The organism is Klebsiella pneumoniae complex sp. WS1778 (assembly GCF_049472055.1).
Taxonomy (GTDB): Bacteria; Pseudomonadota; Gammaproteobacteria; order Enterobacterales; family Enterobacteriaceae; genus Klebsiella; species Klebsiella quasipneumoniae.
This window is the reverse complement of record NZ_JBKGTJ010000003.1, coordinates 351,187-367,724: the sequence shown is the minus strand read 5'-3', so window position 1 is coordinate 367,724 and position 16,538 is coordinate 351,187. Positions and strand designations below refer to the sequence as shown.

Genomic DNA, 16,538 nt, shown 5'->3' with positions numbered 1-16,538 from the left:
AACAATAAAGTGAAAATAGTGCGCCTTCCGCCTGGTAAAAGCCATCTTTATAGTTTTGTCATCCATACACTCTTCTCAGAGGACAAATGATGACGCTCTTTTCCAGCCAACCCGGCGACGAAGGACTGCCTGGCCCGGCGCGCGCACGGGTGATGGCCGCAATCATGACCACCACCTTAATGGGCGTGTTTGATGGCACCATGATCAACATTGCCCTGCCCTCAATGGCTCAGGAGATGCAGGTACCTGCCGGTATTGCCGTCTGGTTCGCCAACGGGTATCTGCTGGCGGCTGCGATGACGCTGGCGATATTCGCGGCGCTTGCGGCCCGTCTGGGTTATCGCCCCGTATTTCTGGCGGGCCTGACGACCTTTACCCTGACATCACTGGGTTGCGCGCTGGCGAATAAGCCCGAAGTGCTTATCGGTATGCGCGTGCTTCAGGGGATCGGCGGCGCGGCAACGCTGAGTATTGCCCCCGCAATACTCAGGTCCGTATTTCCCGGACGATTACTTGGCCGCATTCTGGGATTCCATGCCCTGCTCATTGCCTCCAGCTCCGCTATCGGCCCGGTATTGGGTGGTACGATCCTTCACACCCTGAGCTGGCAATGGCTGTTTGCGATAAACGTTCTTCCCGGCACCCTCGCCTTACTGCTGGCGGTCAGAGCGCTGCCGCGGGATGCGATCCGTATACAGGCGCCCTTCGACACCCTGGGCGCCATATTGTCGGCGCTGCTGTTGGGTTCGACGATCATGGCGGCGAACAGCCTACAGAACGCCACTTATCAATTCGGCAGCCTTAGCTGGATGGCCCTCGCTGCGCTGAGCGGCATGGCTTTTATCTGGCAAATCCGCCGCACGGGTCATCCCTTACTGCCGCCGACCATGTTTAAAAATGAACGTTTTACCCTCGCGGCTTTCACGTCGATGATTGCTTTTGTCAGCCAGGGGATCACCTTTATTGCGCTACCCTTCCTGTTTCAGAGCGAATACGGCTACAGTCCGGTAGTGTCTGCCCTGCTGTTTACGCCGTGGCCATTAGGGATCGTGCTGATTGCGCCGCATGCAGGCCGTTGGGCGGACACGATATCAGCCCCGGCGATATCCACCCTGGGGCTGGTAATATTTGTCGTCGGTTTGATCCTGCTGGCGACGTTACCCGCCAGCCCTTCAATGTGGGATATCTGCCTGCGAAGTCTGGTGTGCGGAATAGGGTTTGGCTGCTTTCAGAGTCCCAATAACCGGGAAATGCTCTCAAACGTTATTCGTGAGCACGCGAGTTATGCGTCCGGTGTTTTATCCATTATGCGCACTTTCGGGCAGTGCCTGGGAGCCGCCGCCGTAGCCGTTCTGCTGGCAGCAGATGAAAGGGCAATTCATGTTGCGCTGTGGAGCGCCGCCGCGGCCTCTGCGGTATCGGTCGTCGTCAGCGCGAGCCGGTTGCGTAAAATCACTCATCCTGCGGAAACAGGATAAGTGCGAAAATATCACTAAACGCTACGACTCCAGCGCCAGCAGCGCAAAACGCCGATCCGGCAACCAAAGTGGAGTCCTCCGTCGGAGTTCAATAGACTAACAGAAAGCTATAACCGCTTATTTTTCAAGGGAAAATTGAGTTGGGTAGACTTCAGGAGACTTGAAATTGGAGCGGGCGAAGGGAATCGAATAAAAATCCATTCCACTTCTGTAACCTACTGACAGATAACGATATTGCGATCAGCATAGGTAACTGATTACGTGATAATAGAGGATCATTATCGTGTCAATCAAGGGCCAGGCTTACCTTTACAAGCGAAAAGATGGAATCTGGATGTTTCAGATCTTCGTCCCTAAGTACCTCAGATTTTTATATCCTTGCCGGATGTGGCGCAAAACCACTTCAACCCGCGATCTCAATGAGGCTCGACGGTTCAGGAATCACCTGTTATTAGAATGGGAAGAGCTAAAGCGGAAGTACAATCCGAGCAACCCCGATCAGTGGTTGCAGCAGTCAATAGCCGCCTTGCATACCGAAGGGAAGAAGAACAAAAGCCGCCCTCAACCCGTAGCGCGATCCTGTTCGATTCCCACTTTGTGCCTATTACGTGACGAATACGCCGAAAGCTACAAAGACCGCCGCTCTTATTCAACACTGAGCAAATCGGCGCGAGCCGTTGAGCTATTCCTTGAAAGTGCCAAACAACCGGACATTGCTTTGGAAAGGATAGGCCGCCGCCTGGTGACTGAGTTCCTCGAGACACAAAAGGAGAAGGGAGCCGCCGATCAATCTCGTCAAAACTGGCTAACGTGTTTAGGGAGCCTCTACGAGTTTGCAAAGCGCCGCTACGATGGCATACCAGACCGCAACCCTTTTCACGGTCATAACCTCGAAGCGAGAGCCAGCATTGTAAGCTATGAACCATTTGAGCCTGATCAGATGCAAAAACTACTGGATGCAGCAGAGCCGGAGATCAGGAACATTATAGTAATGGGACTGTTTTCAGGATGCCGCCTTGATGAACTGGCAAGCCTCAAGAAGTCAGAGATCCAAACGGTGGAAGGTGTACGCTGTTTCTACATTTCGAAATCAAAGACCAAGGCGGGGGTACGGTACGTCCCTCTTCATTCCCGATTAGCTGCAATTGTCGATGTATACCTAAGCCATAGCTACGGAGAATACCTATTCCCACAGGCTAATAAGATTAACCGTGCTGACGGTAAAAAAGGCCCGTTTTACTCTCAAGCGTTCACCAGGCTACGCCGTCGTGTATTGCCTACTGCTACAGATCGTCAATGCTTCCACAGCTTGCGGGGAATGTTTATCACCTGCTTAGACCGCGCCGGGGTTAGCGAGACCAGGATCGGCAGCATTACGGGCCACACAGAGCAGAAGGCGAAAACCGAAGCATTCCGTACCTACAGCCAGGGGGCCAGCATGGAGGAATTAAAACAAATAATAGAGCTTGTATCATATCCAGAAATAGAAAAAGGGGCGTAATGCCCCTTGCTTTTAGCCACCTGTGGTTGATTGACCGCTATTTATTTGCAATGTTAATGATTGTTCAAAACTACGGGCAGAAGCCCTCGCCTGAAAATCAATATAATCGCTGAGTCTAGAGGCGTCACTAACCAGGGTCAGAGGTACCTCCGGGGCTACTGTTAAATTAAATACAGGATTCACCTGATAACTCATTGCCGGGGTTGATGGCAGCGCTTGAGCACTATCACGGAGAGGAGAGCCATTAGTGTCATATTGGTTGGCTGCTGTCCCTGTTGATGATGGTCCCATCCCCAGCCATGACATTACTGCCGGTCCTACGCTCTGCGTATCGATTCCTGTGTTTGACCTAATCCAAGCTGCCACAGCATCCGCAGATCCGCCTATGGCCCCGTTATATAGCTGTTGGGCCGCAGGCTGGTTGTTATCACCACTAAACCATTCAGGGAACTTGGATTTTAGGTAATCGTTAATAGCCTGCACGCTCTGACTGATTTGCACTGTTGCACCTGTCACCTGTGTAGCCAGATTGCCTAATCCCTCTCCGAGGAGATGAGCGCTTTCATTGAGATTCTTAGTGTTTTCAGTTAGTTGATCACCAGATTTTCCAAATCCATCCATAAACCCGGTAAACAGATTAATGTCCAGGCCGTTTGTCAGAGCCGCCATTTTCGTAGAAAGATCCCCGTACTCCATTATCTGTTTTATTTGTTCATCGTTTAACGTCTGACCGCTCTCTTTAAGCTGTTTCAGCGTCTTGATAAACTCTGCCCCGTTATTCATGAACATGTCAGTGTAGTGCATCAGGTCATCACCTAAACTCTCGATCAGCGTACCAATCTGAGCCTGTTTCATCCCTCTACGTTGACCTTCATTTACGGTTGCCTGGATAAAATCGAGTGGGGAATCCTGGAATTTCCCGATCTGCTCCTTTGACCATCCAAATTTGTTCATGATGGTAGTGATCCCACCGTCTCCGCCTTTCCATTCGCCATTTTTCATCTGAGCATCGTTAACCGTCATAGCAAGGCGTTCTCGAACGTCTTTCATGTTATCGACGGCTTTTGAGGTATTAGCGGAATCAACGCCATGCTGTTGACCCCATGTCACCATCGTCTTGATTGCATTAGGATTAGTCTTAACTCGCTCGCTCATCCTGATCAGTTCGAGGTTTTCATCCCCTGTCTGTTTAATACGTGCAGCGAGGTTGCCTGCGGCGAACATGCTCCCAATTCCCGTTGCAGCACTCTGCAATCTGGCAATGCCAAATTCTTTGCTGTTAGGATCTTTGAACTTCTTCGCAGCCCCAACATAGTTTGTTTTCTGTGCCTGAGCGGCTTTCTGTGCGGCTGCTGCTGCCCTGCGCTCCAGGGTGATGCGCTCACGAATGAGAGCATTCATTCGGGCGCTGGTAATTTGTCCCTGAGCAAAAGCCTCTGTTTGTTGACGGATGTAGCGGAGAGCTTCAAATTGAGACTTAGGATCTAATCCATACTTACCTTTAATCCCGCCTAGCTGTAGCCCTGCATGACGGAGTTTTAGCTCTGCTGTCTCCTGGCGGCGCTGTAGCTGCTGCTGCGCTCTCAGATTGGCTTTTTCTTCCCTGGCTTTCTGTTTCTCAGCCGCACGCTGAGCTTTCATTTCGGCAGCATTACGAGGTTTATCGTTAAATCGGGCATCATCAGCCATCTGGCGCGCCTTCTGTCTACGTTGTTTCTGCTGCTGAAAGCGGATTTTGGGGTCTTGTATCTTCTGGAAATATTTGTGCAGGTCATCAGCAGCTTTCTTCGCGGTGGCAATGCTGCTTTTATCGACTACGAATGTTACGGTATTTTTCAGAGTACTAACGGAGAGATCTAATGACATTATTCGCCTCCTTTAGCCAGGAGTTCCCTGATAGCTGTGTCTACATTCTGCCCTCTGTAAATGCGTTGTTTCAGGGCAGGATACGAAATTTCGAGCATCTCTGCCAACGCCTTGATTTTTATCAGGTCGGTAGCGTTGTTGGCATCTAACGCAATGTGAATACCGTGGGATTTTGATTTTAAAATCAGTTGCATAATAGGTTTTCTCCATAGAAAACAAAAAAGGCCTGAAAGGAACCCCGGAGATTTGCGCTCTCATGTGTCGGAATCCCAAACAGGCCTAAATCTAAATTATTAAATTGTATTACGAGCCGAGCGTGATTTTCACTTGCATACCTAACCCGTGCGAGACAGGTAGCGCAGTATTCTCGGTGATACAGTTCCACTCTGAGCCTCGCTCATTCTGGTATCCCCAGCTATAGAATTCAGCCGGAGCCGCATCAAGCAGAGCAAACGTAGAGCTTGCTGCTCCATACATCACTTGATAGACACCAGAGCCTTTGCTAAATACCGGGATAGCGATCATGTCGGCATCTTCCGGCATCTGTGCAAGGAGTAGCGGATCAGTCACTTTGATAACATCGATAGGGCTGCCTGGCATAGAGAATGTACTAACACCCGGCAATAGCTCATTACGCTGGAATACGATGTTACGGCTATCGTATGGGGCTACATACTGGAACGCAGTAGCCATTGCATCAGAGAAACGCAGGGAGCTAAAGGCCGCAGGCTTTGCGAATACAACCACTCTCTCAATCATTCCGGCTAATCCGCCTGCTGCCTGTTGGATTTTATCCAGCACATCATCCAGATCTTTAGCTGGGGTAGCTGCGCTCACAGTGTGAGTCATTGGAGAGACACCAAATAACGTTGAATAATCGATTAACAGGTCGTTGGTTTTCGGTGTATACACCTGACCTTTGAACAGAGCACGTGCAAGATAGCTCTCACGAGTACGCATGTAGGCAATCTTATGTTTGGCGGTATACTCTGCATAAAGATCAGCTACGGTTTCCTCGAAGGGGGTGCCTTGTTTACGTTTGCCCTGCACATCTGCTGGGGTGAACATGTCCTCCCTCAGGAAGAACGGCGCTTCAATCAACCATTCCTGCCCGTTCTGGCGTGCCGTTACGTTATGTTCGCTTGATCCGCGTGAGGTAGGCTCGTTGAACAGGGAATAGTTATCTTCTACGAGCTGAGAAACGATAACTTTTGGAGAGGTGATTCCTACGCCATCAAATAAATCTAGAGCATTAAATAGGTAGTTGCGTTCTGGCAATGCCTGGAAAATAGGAGCCAGGTCTACGACTTCGCTCCCAATTGCTAATTTCGTCATTTTTTATCCTTTATTATTATGATGTGTAGAATACACGGCAAACAAATCCCTTAGCTTCAAGGGCTGCTACAGCGGCTGCTTTATCAGCTACATTAACATTATCGATTTTTAATCCTACGTATGAGCCGACGTTAGGCGCACGTAGAACATTTACGGCCTTATTAGAGCCAGCGCTAACAAAATCAGAAACTACGATGAGAATGTCATCTCCGCTGGTATACGCAGCGCCTGTAGAGGTGATAGCATCTCCGCATTCTACGTCAGCAGGGAGAGACGCAAAGGTTTTACTGTCGACTGCTGCAAATGAGTCTGTAGCGAAGCTGATAATGTCTGTGAGGGATTTACGGTAGGGAAATAGGTCTGTCAGATTGATCATGTTTTTTCCTGTTATTATTTATTAATTCGTTGATTAATCCGGTCTTGCATAGAGATTTTCTGAGGCGCTAACAGTTTAGTAATAAGAGCGTCCACCTCATCCATAGAGACGTCTAGCGATTTGGCAATAAACTGTTTCTGCGCCTCGCTGAGATTTTTAAAATCGTCGTGCATTTTCTGGATTTTATGGTTTTGTGGTTCGTTTAGTAGAAGCACGTAATGCCTCCTTTTTTTTATTTATAAAACACCTGTATTTACTCTCTTAAAAATAAATACAGCTATTTTAGATAGAAGAAAAGCCGGGTCATTACCCCCGGCTTTGTACAGGAATCACAGTATGATAGCTCTTAGGATTGCATCTCATAAAGGAAAGGTGATTTTACATGCCAGCTATTATCATAAATCCTAACGAACTAGTTATAGAGATAATACGATAATAGTTAAATAAAATCACAGGGAAATAGAAATTTCCTTTTTCAAATACACTGGAAGGAAGAGCAGCAGGGGGATCACCAATCCCTGCCGCTTTCCTGGAGGAACAACCGAACAATAAATAACATTAACGGAGGAAATTACACCAGCAATGTATTCCAAGAAGGATTTTTCAGGGGAGCTACATAAAATGTTACTTTTAAATAACCCCATACTCTTATCTTACCATCAAAACCTTACTCTGTCAAGAGATTATTGACATTATATTTAAAATGTGTTATTTGAGAGTAACAATTAGGAACATTCCTAGTATGGGAACATTCCTAGTATAGGATTATTCCTAGTAGTTGTATAAATTTTCTCGTGTTTTGGTGTTCGGCGCCAGTTCAAGCGCCATTTCGCAGGTTTCCTCAATACTCTGCAATAGCAGCAGCAGAGCATCAGAAATTTCTTCTGAAATACTATCAGCCTCCTCCTGTGTTAGCGATGAATGTTCCATAGCCGCTATACGGCTCGCTACGTCGCCAACGTGCGAAAGCATTGCTTGTGCTAAATCTTGCGCGTTAATCGCCGCCAGGAGGCTTTCAGGCGTTCTGTCGCGTTGCATTTCGTTCAATAGCTTCAGCATAGGGATAGCGTGATTATCGTGGTAGGTTTGTAGGACAGATTGCAGAGTGTTGTATGAGGTGGAGTTATTCATTATTGATCCTTTAATTGTGTTATTGCTGTTTTGATTTTATTGCCTAGTACGATGAGAGGCATTTATCCAAGATTTCCTCAAGCGCTGCTATTTTTTCCTCTTCACTCAGATAGGCATCTTCTAAAATAAAATCCATTTCCCTTACCTGCCCCTGGCACCAATTGAGGATTCTATTAAAGTGTTTAGTTTTTGTTGTTTCTTGGTGCATCATTCCTCCTTATCGCCGTATACTACGTCAAAATCTCTTACCAGGTTGTTTAATCCGTTAACGCTGAGATAGCCACAGTATGAAACATAGTCCTCAAAACCTAAAATCTGGTATTTGCGTAGGTCTGTGCTATCTACAATGTACGATTTTCGTTTACGAGGATTGAAATAGACACCATCATCACAGGATGAGAGAATGTCATCTAGAGCGTTCTGCTCTTCCTCTGATAACGGAGGGCTATCGTGCTCGATTATTTCTGTTTTCCATTCTCCGGGAACACTATTCCATTCCATAGAGAGGCGGGATAGCTCTCTAAACTCTCTACGGCTGGCTAGCGATTTAGCGGGGGGTAATACTGTGGATTGTCGTTCAATACGTGCTAGTACGTTACGTTGTTTTTTGCTCATTATTATTGTTCCGTTTAACGGAAAACATCCCTGAATAATAAACTGTTATGTAAATAAATAATGTCCAATAAAGCATTATGATCATAGATGTTTCCTGATTGTTATTTAGTTGGTTGTCGTGATGAAGCTCACCGTTTCGTTTACGGTAATGTCGTAATACTTGCCGTGACGCTCCATTGTAATAACGGCGGCATCTTGCATTAATAGCATCCAATACCGCGCCCCGCTTTCGCTTATTCCTACACCATCAGCAAGGTGTTTCACTGTGGCACGGATCTTTCCGTGTTCACGTATTAGAGATGCGAGATGATAATAAAGACGCTGGCAAATGGTGTTACATTCGATTTGGTGATGCGTGGATTCGTTCAATAAGTAAAGTTTGTTCAATGTTACTCCTCTAGTTCCAATTACGTTTGATTGTTGCTATTCCCATTCCCAGGGATTCAGCAGCTTGTTTTTGTGTCATCCCCTGCGCTTTACAGTCCTGTACTCTCTCGCGAGTCTCATTTCCTTTAACCTTTTTTCTAGGTTTCTCAAAGTTGAAACATTCGATAGATGCACCGGGAAAATAGTATTCCTTGATGTACTCGGCAGTGGATAAATCCGGCACAACGAACACGAGAGGCTCGCGTATGGCTGTATTTCTGATCGATGTGCGACTAATAAACTGGTAACAGCGTTCATAATTCATCGCGGCACGTTGTTTCTGTTCGAACTCCTCAACGTTCCATCCATTTAGATCAGCATACTGCCGCCATTTACCCTGAAAATCCCTGTCCAGATTGCTGCATCCGAGAAATACAGCATTGTGCATGTGCTGGTAATAGTTCAGGCCGTAGGAAGCCATTGAAACACGCTCACCACGAGAGCCACTGGAGAGAATCTCATCCCCTATCGTTGTGAATTCACAAATAGATTTGTCTCTGTTGGTGGCAAAAATGAACTCGCCAGGAACACGGCGGATGATTTCCTGCAAATGGTCGTTAAACACGTGCTGTAGGCTCGTGAGAGTGCATCTGTTCGCACATACTGCCATCAGGGTGATAGCACCTCGTTTATGCTTCCTGCGCTCCACAGGCGGCTGTAGGTGTTCTCCTGCCTCTTCTACCGTATACCCTGCCACATGCTCAGCAGCCCAGCAGAACAGACTACGAGATGCCCCTGCACCTAACACTGTGAGATTTTCAGCCCACTGTGCGGATTTGATAATCGGTGATGCAGTGAATGCAAAAAGATGTTTATTTTCCTCATAGAGGAGGCCAGCACCTTGCAGGATAGCCCACAGGAGGCGTTTTAGTTCCTCGCCATTAGCCTGTTTCTCGTGCCAGTATTTATAGAGATCATCACGGTAGTTTTCATTTAAAAATAAAAGCCCGTCTCTCTCTTCCAGCCATTTAATAAACGGGAAGTTTTCCTCTGTTCTGTCTGTATGTGTAGCTTTTATGTATGCACCGAACATGGCATCCGGGATTTCATCAACAAAAATACTGAAATTACGGAGAAGGTTTTGGAGTTCCGTTTCAAACTCAGCACGATAGCAGTAGTGTTTAAAACACTCATGCGTGCAGATAATAACAGAATGTTGAAAGTCATTTTCCAACGTACTGATAAGATTTTTTACTGCGTTCAGTTCAATGTCTACGTGATAGCTTCGTACATCCCTGTGCTCTAGCTCAGATTTCACCTGTTCACACAAATCATGTGTCGGCATCACGAGGAGGTAACGAGGGGGGATTGCATCAGAGTTGGTTAATAAACTGGATTTAATGTATTGCTGTAATGTCGTGGATTTTCCAGATCCGCAAATTGCATCAACGTAGGCTACTATCGGTCTTTTTTGAGTCATTATTTTCCTCTTGCTGTAGGATTGCTGTGATTAATTCATTAACTAATGCTGCTGCGGGTTTATCCTCGCGGTTAGCTCGTTCAATTAGTAGTTTGTGGGTTTCAATGCTAAAACGAATGTTCATCTATTGTTCACTCCTGTATTTGTCATAAGCGGCGAGGGCGGCAGCGAACATTTCATAACGTTCCTGATACCCCCTGCTGCGTGCGCTGTGCATGGATGCGTAAATAACGTGGCGTTTAACCTTGCCGCCAATCAGGGCACGCAACACCTGATCCTCGTTCCAGTATTTCAATTTGTATCTCCTGTGGATTTTGGACGTAAAAAACCCCGAGTAGATGTCCCTACCCAGGGTCAATGTCAGAAGGTTTTCTCCCCTTCCTACTACTCATAATACAACATTTACTAAGGTTTGTCAATACCTAACATGATCTTTTTTAAGGATTTTTTAAATGTCAATACACATAGAGCAAATTATTATTAAAATCCAATAGTTAATATGAAAAATAATGAGGTATCATTTCCGGCTCTTCATGCATGTGAGCCGATTATTGCAGCTATGCTGCATTGCACAGACACATTTAGAAGGTATCAAAATTATGTAAAGGGGCTTATCATTAAAATGATACCCTTTTTACCTTCTATAATGTAAGGCGAACAATGAGCTGGCGCAGCAGCGAATTTGCATGATAAAAGTAGTATAGAATGTTAAATTATTGATTAATTTATTAATTAATAGATTAATTGATCATTAATTAGTCATTCCGCGCACAGCGCAATAGCTATTGTGCAGCGTTTCACGCAGCAGAGCCTGCACAAGTAAGTGTATTATCTATTAATTGATTAATTGTTAATTCATTAATTGATTAATTAATAAATAATTAACTATTTATCTATACAGGAAGAATGTCTCTCTATCAAGGAATGTTTCTGTGTAAGATTCTTTCCTGTATAGCTGTTTTCCATGCGCGGAATTGCGCATAACAGTTCTCTACCATTATTATCAGGAACATAACACAAATCACTCATTACATTCGTGTGCTCTGTGTTCTGACGTTAACACGTTCCTGATGAGCCGGAAATTTTCATAAGATAATTCATGCAATAACCTAGGAATAATCCTAGATAATCAATTACTAATTCATACATTATTCATGCAATAAAAAGCGCTTGTAACGCTCTATAAGCGACATTCTCACTTTCAAAGCATCTTTGGTCACAATTGATCAAATACAGTCATAGCAAGGCATACAGCGCTATTTGTTATGAAAACTACTTTTGGTCACATGCAAGATTTGTGTTATTTGTTGAACGAGATTTCAAAAGAGAATGTTATTTGTCATACAAATGTACATCATGCACCAAATAAGTGCAATCTGTTAACATTTAATTGATAATGATTATCATTTCCATCCAATCACTCATTTAGCTATCTAAACGTCCATTCAATAGGACATTTAGGTTATCTGTCCTATGTAACCTACTGTTTATATAGCAATATCGATTTACCTCGATTTATTGCCGATTTAATTGGCTATTTCCGGTGCCAAATCGCCCATGAAAAATAAATTTATTGACATGAAAATCAACATGTGATAATGGATTGCAATGATAAATTTATTCAATAAAATCAATGACTTGATATTTTAAACTCCCTAAATTTTCAAAGTGGGGGCGGCTGAAAACGCCGTTAAGCACCTCTCGCAACCGCGCTCAGCTAAATCGCATTTAATCGCTTTTAATACGAATTAATCCCCTTTTAATCCCTCGATAATCATTCCAATAAGACATTTATGAAAATATGTTAAAAATGATCTTGCTATCTGTCTGTTTTTGATCAATATTTATCTCAACAAGACACATTGAGGAGGTAAGAGAATGGCAATCAGTAAAGGTGCAAAACGCACAGACGGACTAGAGAGCGCCGAACAGGTGCAGATGGTAGTAGAGGAAATCGCAAAGAAAAGTCAGACAGTGGCGGATCTGTTCCTGTTAGGAGTAGAGACACAGCTCCGTGGCGTGGACATGCGGGAATGGAAATGGAGTGATCTGGATATTGGTAGCAAAGTGCTGCGCATTACACAGGACAAAACCAAAGAAGCGGTAGAAGTGGAACTCACGGAGACAGCAAGGGAGGTGTTGAAAGCTCGTTATAACGAGCGTGGGGAGAATGTATACGTGTTCCAGAATGACAGCAACCGTAGCAGAGGTAAGCCGATCAGCCGTTCCAAAATCCATGCAGAGATTCAGTATGCCGTGGATAAACTCAAGATGCGCGGCCTACTTCCACAGGACGCAGTGATCAGCATGCACAGTTCACGTAAGACGGTTGCCACTATAGCGCATTCGAAAGGGGAGGATTTAGAGGTTATTAGCAAGATGTTAGGGCATCGCTCCACAGAGCATACACGCGCCTACCTGGGTATCACACAGGCCAAAGTAGACGCCCTGAGAACGAAATATTCAACGGGAATTAAGAGAGGAAGCCGCTCATGAAACCATTAATCGTGCTAACGCTGGCGCTGCTTCCAGCCCTCGCCCACGCAGGGCGCATCACGTTAACACTGACTGACGAACAGGAGACAGGTAACACGAAGATTTGTATCTATAGCAACGCCAATTACACGGAGACTGTGACAGTTAAGCCATCGCAGCAATGCCGTTACACAATGACATTTGAGGAATGAACGATTGAAAAAGGAGGAAGAGCCGATTACCAGCTTTATCTGGTGTGGGGCTACGGTGTGCGTTTATACAAAGGTAGTGAAGTTTGCAGGGACGACAATACAGCGTCACCTGTTACCAACCAATCTTAGAAAAGCAGTTGCTCAACAAGTGGCAGGGGCAGCCAACCACCAAGAAGCCCGCCCCCGCCGTATTCAACATTCCCAACGGAGAGAAGGAAATGCCGAACAGCAGCATTATGGCGTTAGCGCTCGCGCTGTGCAACGCCGGAACAAATAGCCGGGTGACAATCCCCCGTTTAACCGGGAGAGAATTACGAGAATTGCTGGAATGGCTGTCAGTGCTGAGAGTGACAGTATAAATCAAATATAAGCGGTACATAAGGGCCTACACGGCCCTTTCTCCATTTAAAGCTGCACCCTACAGCCTAACAATAAAACCCCTTAAAATGCGTTAAAGAGCATTTTAGAGGCATTGGACAATACAAGCCATTTAGCGCCGTGATGGGACACTGTATGCATGCCATTATATTAAGCATCCGTAAGCCAATCAGTGGAGATCTCTTGCCACTTATTGATTTCCTCATCATAGAAGAACACATCATCAATACCGTGTTCGAGAAGATTTATTGGTTTACGAATGTTTCTAATCCCTCCTAAATCAGCCCTCTCTTGAGCAGGGATCAACATCCTCAGATTATGTTCTTCAACTAAACAATCTAATGTACTTCCAACAGGATCACAGCCATCCCAGGCGAATGACTTTTCGAACTGTTCTCCCCCTCGGGTGTAACGAACCTGTAATTCTTTATCTTCTGCCATTTAGTCTTCCTCTCTCCACCTAATGCCCATTATCAACACCAGAATAGCCCTATCCCCAACTAACGCAATCTACCACTGTTAGCAGTGGTCTGTGCAATGTAAAACGAGATCGATTGGTTAAACTGCCAGCAACGACTAGGAGCAATTTGCATTTTGGCATTTACGAAACCTTACCTTTGTGTGATTTTTAACCATTTTTTAATGATTGCAATTTACACGATAAAAATAATTCCTTTTTTTACAGTCACCTACAATCTACATCATTTTTTGTTGACGTAGATTGAAAGTTAATTCATAATATCCAAGCGATCAGTGTATCTTTGCAAAAGATAGGCGGTTATTGGATACTCCCGTTTTTAGTCAACCGGGAGGTTTTCTCATGAGTATTGGTTCATTACGTCTCGTCTTTGTTTCTGGTGTAATCACCATTATCATCTTTTCATTGCTCTACCTTGCACTTTGGACAGAAAACTCTCTCGACTCTGTTACTAACTTCGGTTGGATGTTAACCGAACTGGCCAAGCGCTTATTAAAGCCATAGCAGCCATAAAGCCCCGTTAGTGGTACACGCAACAAGCGGAGCGTAGCGACTTCATCAGATTGTCAGAGCGATCCCACCTTATCAGGGTGCTCGTGTACCTTTCGGAGCGTGAGCGAAGCGCTGGCAGAGCCTGTATGTCGTGTACAGGTACGTTTACCACTATTCACCTGTTTATCCCTCAGTGAGGGGCATCGGGCTTAAATGCGTGTGATCAGTCTGTCGATGACATAACGATGCCTGGATGGGCTTTTTCTTCACGTTTTACTATCGCGGTGTGAGGATGCAACTGCCGCCAACGCTGAGTTATACTGTCATCTCACCATGTAACTTAGCGTGACAGTTACCAAGGGCGGATCACAACGGTAGAACCCATAGGCGACTAAAATAGGTAACTATTTAAGTTGCTGATAGAGAAGGCTTTTAAGGCTTCTCCACTTGGGGAGAGATCTGGAGCGGGCGAAGGGAATCGAACCCTCGTATAGAGCTTGGGAAGCTCTCGTTCTACCATTGAACTACGCCCGCGAAGAGGTGCGAGAAGCATTATAGCCCTTACGCACCCTGTGACAAGCCTGCCGGATGCTGACTGGCGATAAAATAACCTTTTAGCACTTAGGTTTACTTCCCTGCGGCGGCAGGTAACGCAGCGGATCGATGGCCGTCGCCCGGTAGCGGATCTGGAAATGCAGCCGCACTGAGTCGGCATCCGTACTGCCCATGGTGGCAATTTGCTGGCCGGCCTTCACGCTCTGGCCATTATTCACCATTAGCTTATCGTTGTGGGCATAGGCGGTGATGTAATCCTCGCTGTGCTTAATCATGATCAGATTGCCATAGCCGCGCAGCTGATTGCCGACGTAGACCACCTTGCCCGCCCCGGCGGCATACACCGGCTGACCGCGGGTTCCGGCGATATCAATGCCTTTATTGCCGCCATCGGCGGTGGAATAAGGCAGGACCACTTTGCCGCTGGTCGGCCAGCGCCAGCAGCGCTGTCCCACCGGCGGCCAGGAGGACTGAGGTACTGCGGACGAAGGCGTGACCGCCGCGGTGCGCGTAGAGGAAGATTTTTTCTTCGTTGTCTTCGTTGAACTGCTGCCGTTAAGCTTCAGCTTCTGCCCCACCTCAATGGTGTAAGGCGGGGAGATGTTATTCAGGCGGGCCAGATCGCGAACGCTGGTGCCGGTGGTGCGTGAGATGCCATACAGGGTATCGCCGCGTTTAACGGTGTAGGTCGTACCGGAATCGGAGGTGCTGGAGCAGCCAGCCAGCGCCAGGCTTACCACCAGCATCAGTGTCATATAAACGCGTTTCATCATCAGGCATCCTGCACTTAACACAACCACTTACCTCGCAATCAGGGCGAATATCATACCAGTCCGCGGCGCAGGGCGTCATCCCTGATGGCGAAACCAATCCCCCCAGCCATCGAATACGGCCCGCGACGAACAGTGATTGCTGTTGGTGCCGCACGTCATGATGATCTTCCCCAACATGCGGGTGGCCGCTCACAGAGCCGCCTCCAGGGCTTGTTTTGGTAATGCCTTTCTGCCATTTATGGGCTAACCTAGTGGCCTGAGTACATGACCCGGCGGGTTTGTGCCGGGTCTTTTTTTATTTTCAGGAGTCGTCATGGCCGGGGAACACGTCATTTTACTGGATGAGCAGGATCAGCCTGCCGGTATGCTGGAGAAGTATGCCGCCCATACGCTTGATACCCCTTTACATCTCGCGTTTTCCTGCTGGCTGTTTAACCAGCAGGGTCAGTTGCTGGTCACTCGTCGTTCGTTGGGCAAAAAAGCCTGGCCCGGGGTATGGACCAACTCGGTCTGCGGACACCCCCAGCAGGGCGAGACCTTCGAGCAGGCCGTCACGCGCCGCTGCCGCTTCGAACTCGGCGTGGAGATCGCCGATATCGCGCCGGTTCACCCGGCCTTCCGCTACCGGGCGGTCGCCCCAAACGGTATCGTTGAGAACGAAGTATGCCCGGTGTATGCCGCGCGCGTGGTGAGCGAAGTGCAGCCTAATGACGATGAAGTCATGGATTATCAGTGGGTTGACCTGGCAACGATGTTAAGCGCGCTGGCCGCCACGCCCTGGGCGTTTAGCCCGTGGATGGTGCTGGAAGCGGAAAATCGGGACGCCCGCCAGGCGCTGACCGACTTTGTTGCGCGTCTGCGCGGGTAAGCTGACTCGTCTCGCTGCCGCCACCACCCGGCGTAAAAAGCGGCGCCATAACGGTCATCGTTGCCTGGCGGCGCTACGCTTGCACAGGCCTACGGTTCTGCGCTGTTGCGTAGCCCGGATAAGGCGTTTACGCCGCCATCCGGGAGCCCCCGGCCTGCG

Annotated in this window: 19 protein-coding genes and 1 tRNA gene; 7 read left to right on the top strand and 13 right to left on the bottom strand. The window is 47.0% G+C overall.

Annotated features, from left to right (window positions below; all coding sequences use genetic code 11):
• Window positions 1-89 precede the first annotated feature (89 nt).
• Window positions 90-1,478, top strand: coding sequence for an MFS transporter (locus ACLEXF_RS16345; protein WP_043520921.1), 1,389 nt, complete (start codon window positions 90-92; stop codon window positions 1,476-1,478).
• A gap of 283 nt (window positions 1,479-1,761) precedes the next feature.
• Window positions 1,762-2,979 carry a tyrosine-type recombinase/integrase gene (locus tag ACLEXF_RS16340; RefSeq protein WP_114259929.1) on the top strand — a complete coding sequence of 406 codons (1,218 nt, stop codon included), beginning with the start codon at window positions 1,762-1,764 and terminating at the stop codon, window positions 2,977-2,979.
• 12 nt (window positions 2,980-2,991) lie between these two features.
• On the opposite strand, the gene ACLEXF_RS16335 is transcribed toward ACLEXF_RS16340, so the two are convergent.
• From ACLEXF_RS16335 to ACLEXF_RS16290, 10 genes are all read right to left on the bottom strand, one after another.
• Window positions 2,992-4,845, bottom strand: a complete 1,854-nt coding sequence (locus ACLEXF_RS16335) for a hypothetical protein (RefSeq protein ID WP_117094758.1) — start codon at window positions 4,843-4,845, stop codon at window positions 2,992-2,994.
• On the bottom strand, window positions 4,845-5,039 hold the full coding sequence (locus ACLEXF_RS16330; RefSeq protein WP_102008051.1) for a hypothetical protein: 195 nt from the start codon (window positions 5,037-5,039) through the stop codon (window positions 4,845-4,847). The genes ACLEXF_RS16335 and ACLEXF_RS16330 overlap by 1 nt, the downstream gene beginning before the upstream one ends.
• Window positions 5,040-5,148: 109 nt before the next feature.
• The gene (locus ACLEXF_RS16325; RefSeq protein ID WP_114259931.1) at window positions 5,149-6,180 is read right to left on the bottom strand and encodes a major capsid protein; all 1,032 of its coding nucleotides are present in this window, start codon (window positions 6,178-6,180) and stop codon (window positions 5,149-5,151) included.
• Window positions 6,181-6,196: 16 nt separating this feature from the next.
• Window positions 6,197-6,556, bottom strand: coding sequence for a hypothetical protein (locus ACLEXF_RS16320; protein ID WP_114259932.1), 360 nt, complete (start codon window positions 6,554-6,556; stop codon window positions 6,197-6,199).
• A 771-nt stretch (window positions 6,557-7,327) separates the two neighbouring features.
• On the bottom strand, window positions 7,328-7,687 hold the full coding sequence (locus tag ACLEXF_RS16315) for a hypothetical protein (RefSeq protein ID WP_114259934.1): 360 nt from the start codon (window positions 7,685-7,687) through the stop codon (window positions 7,328-7,330).
• A 207-nt stretch (window positions 7,688-7,894) separates the two neighbouring features.
• Window positions 7,895-8,302 carry a hypothetical protein gene (locus ACLEXF_RS16310; RefSeq protein ID WP_114259936.1) on the bottom strand — a complete coding sequence of 136 codons (408 nt, stop codon included), beginning with the start codon at window positions 8,300-8,302 and terminating at the stop codon, window positions 7,895-7,897.
• A gap of 105 nt (window positions 8,303-8,407) precedes the next feature.
• On the bottom strand, window positions 8,408-8,689 hold the full coding sequence (locus ACLEXF_RS16305; RefSeq protein ID WP_114259937.1) for a hypothetical protein: 282 nt from the start codon (window positions 8,687-8,689) through the stop codon (window positions 8,408-8,410).
• 10 nt (window positions 8,690-8,699) lie between these two features.
• The gene (locus tag ACLEXF_RS16300; RefSeq protein WP_139619927.1) at window positions 8,700-10,148 is read right to left on the bottom strand and encodes a hypothetical protein; all 1,449 of its coding nucleotides are present in this window, start codon (window positions 10,146-10,148) and stop codon (window positions 8,700-8,702) included.
• The gene (locus ACLEXF_RS16295) at window positions 10,114-10,272 is read right to left on the bottom strand and encodes a hypothetical protein (RefSeq protein WP_167876603.1); all 159 of its coding nucleotides are present in this window, start codon (window positions 10,270-10,272) and stop codon (window positions 10,114-10,116) included. The genes ACLEXF_RS16300 and ACLEXF_RS16295 overlap by 35 nt, the downstream gene beginning before the upstream one ends.
• On the bottom strand, window positions 10,273-10,443 hold the full coding sequence (locus tag ACLEXF_RS16290; protein ID WP_167876602.1) for a hypothetical protein: 171 nt from the start codon (window positions 10,441-10,443) through the stop codon (window positions 10,273-10,275). It abuts the gene before it with no gap.
• 1,583 nt (window positions 10,444-12,026) lie between these two features.
• Between ACLEXF_RS16290 and ACLEXF_RS16285 the strand changes: the two genes are divergently transcribed.
• The 3 genes from ACLEXF_RS16285 (at window position 12,027) to ACLEXF_RS16275 (ending at window position 13,194) form a co-directional block, all read left to right on the top strand.
• On the top strand, window positions 12,027-12,644 hold the full coding sequence (locus ACLEXF_RS16285) for a tyrosine-type recombinase/integrase (RefSeq protein WP_114259939.1): 618 nt from the start codon (window positions 12,027-12,029) through the stop codon (window positions 12,642-12,644).
• Window positions 12,641-12,835, top strand: coding sequence for a hypothetical protein (locus ACLEXF_RS16280; protein WP_114259940.1), 195 nt, complete (start codon window positions 12,641-12,643; stop codon window positions 12,833-12,835). Before ACLEXF_RS16285 ends, ACLEXF_RS16280 begins: the two co-directional genes overlap by 4 nt.
• Before the next feature lie 83 nt (window positions 12,836-12,918).
• Window positions 12,919-13,194, top strand: coding sequence for a hypothetical protein (locus ACLEXF_RS16275; protein ID WP_114259941.1), 276 nt, complete (start codon window positions 12,919-12,921; stop codon window positions 13,192-13,194).
• Between the two features lie 169 nt (window positions 13,195-13,363).
• On the opposite strand, the gene ACLEXF_RS16270 is transcribed toward ACLEXF_RS16275, so the two are convergent.
• Entirely contained in the window at window positions 13,364-13,654 is a 291-nt protein-coding gene (locus ACLEXF_RS16270) for a hypothetical protein (RefSeq protein WP_004213507.1), read from the bottom strand.
• A 379-nt stretch (window positions 13,655-14,033) separates the two neighbouring features.
• Here ACLEXF_RS16270 and ACLEXF_RS16265 point away from each other — a divergent pair, with 379 nt between their 5' ends.
• The gene (locus tag ACLEXF_RS16265; protein WP_004174465.1) at window positions 14,034-14,195 is read left to right on the top strand and encodes a hypothetical protein; all 162 of its coding nucleotides are present in this window, start codon (window positions 14,034-14,036) and stop codon (window positions 14,193-14,195) included.
• Between the two features lie 448 nt (window positions 14,196-14,643).
• On the opposite strand, the gene ACLEXF_RS16260 is transcribed toward ACLEXF_RS16265, so the two are convergent.
• Together ACLEXF_RS16260 and actS are read right to left on the bottom strand one after the other, a co-directional pair.
• Window positions 14,644-14,717: transfer RNA gene (locus ACLEXF_RS16260), tRNA-Gly, on the bottom strand.
• Between the two features lie 80 nt (window positions 14,718-14,797).
• Entirely contained in the window at window positions 14,798-15,511 is a 714-nt protein-coding gene (gene actS / locus ACLEXF_RS16255) for an amidase activator ActS (RefSeq protein WP_017899801.1), read from the bottom strand.
• A 313-nt stretch (window positions 15,512-15,824) separates the two neighbouring features.
• Here actS and idi point away from each other — a divergent pair, with 313 nt between their 5' ends.
• Window positions 15,825-16,379: an isopentenyl-diphosphate Delta-isomerase gene (gene idi / locus ACLEXF_RS16250; RefSeq protein WP_004205328.1), complete on the top strand. Its 555-nt coding sequence runs from the start codon at window positions 15,825-15,827 to the stop codon at window positions 16,377-16,379.
• Window positions 16,380-16,538: the final 159 nt, after the last annotated feature.

Excerpts from the sequence above, each read along its gene's own strand:
- ACLEXF_RS16315 (WP_114259934.1), bottom strand. The coding sequence starts at position 7,687 with ATGAATAACTCCACCTCATACAACACTCTGCAATCTGTCCTACAAACC.
- actS (WP_017899801.1), bottom strand. The coding sequence starts at position 15,511 with ATGATGAAACGCGTTTATATGACACTGATGCTGGTGGTAAGCCTGGCG.
- ACLEXF_RS16325 (WP_114259931.1), bottom strand. The coding sequence starts at position 6,180 with ATGACGAAATTAGCAATTGGGAGCGAAGTCGTAGACCTGGCTCCTATT.
- ACLEXF_RS16265 (WP_004174465.1), top strand. The coding sequence starts at position 14,034 with ATGAGTATTGGTTCATTACGTCTCGTCTTTGTTTCTGGTGTAATCACC.
- ACLEXF_RS16330 (WP_102008051.1), bottom strand. The coding sequence starts at position 5,039 with ATGCAACTGATTTTAAAATCAAAATCCCACGGTATTCACATTGCGTTA.
- idi (WP_004205328.1), top strand. The coding sequence starts at position 15,825 with ATGGCCGGGGAACACGTCATTTTACTGGATGAGCAGGATCAGCCTGCC.
- ACLEXF_RS16345 (WP_043520921.1), top strand. The coding sequence starts at position 90 with ATGACGCTCTTTTCCAGCCAACCCGGCGACGAAGGACTGCCTGGCCCG.
- ACLEXF_RS16285 (WP_114259939.1), top strand. The coding sequence starts at position 12,027 with ATGGCAATCAGTAAAGGTGCAAAACGCACAGACGGACTAGAGAGCGCC.
- ACLEXF_RS16310 (WP_114259936.1), bottom strand. The coding sequence starts at position 8,302 with ATGAGCAAAAAACAACGTAACGTACTAGCACGTATTGAACGACAATCC.
- ACLEXF_RS16270 (WP_004213507.1), bottom strand. The coding sequence starts at position 13,654 with ATGGCAGAAGATAAAGAATTACAGGTTCGTTACACCCGAGGGGGAGAA.
- ACLEXF_RS16295 (WP_167876603.1), bottom strand. The coding sequence starts at position 10,272 with ATGAACATTCGTTTTAGCATTGAAACCCACAAACTACTAATTGAACGA.
- ACLEXF_RS16300 (WP_139619927.1), bottom strand. The coding sequence starts at position 10,148 with ATGACTCAAAAAAGACCGATAGTAGCCTACGTTGATGCAATTTGCGGA.
- ACLEXF_RS16320 (WP_114259932.1), bottom strand. The coding sequence starts at position 6,556 with ATGATCAATCTGACAGACCTATTTCCCTACCGTAAATCCCTCACAGAC.
- ACLEXF_RS16280 (WP_114259940.1), top strand. The coding sequence starts at position 12,641 with ATGAAACCATTAATCGTGCTAACGCTGGCGCTGCTTCCAGCCCTCGCC.
- ACLEXF_RS16335 (WP_117094758.1), bottom strand. The coding sequence starts at position 4,845 with ATGTCATTAGATCTCTCCGTTAGTACTCTGAAAAATACCGTAACATTC.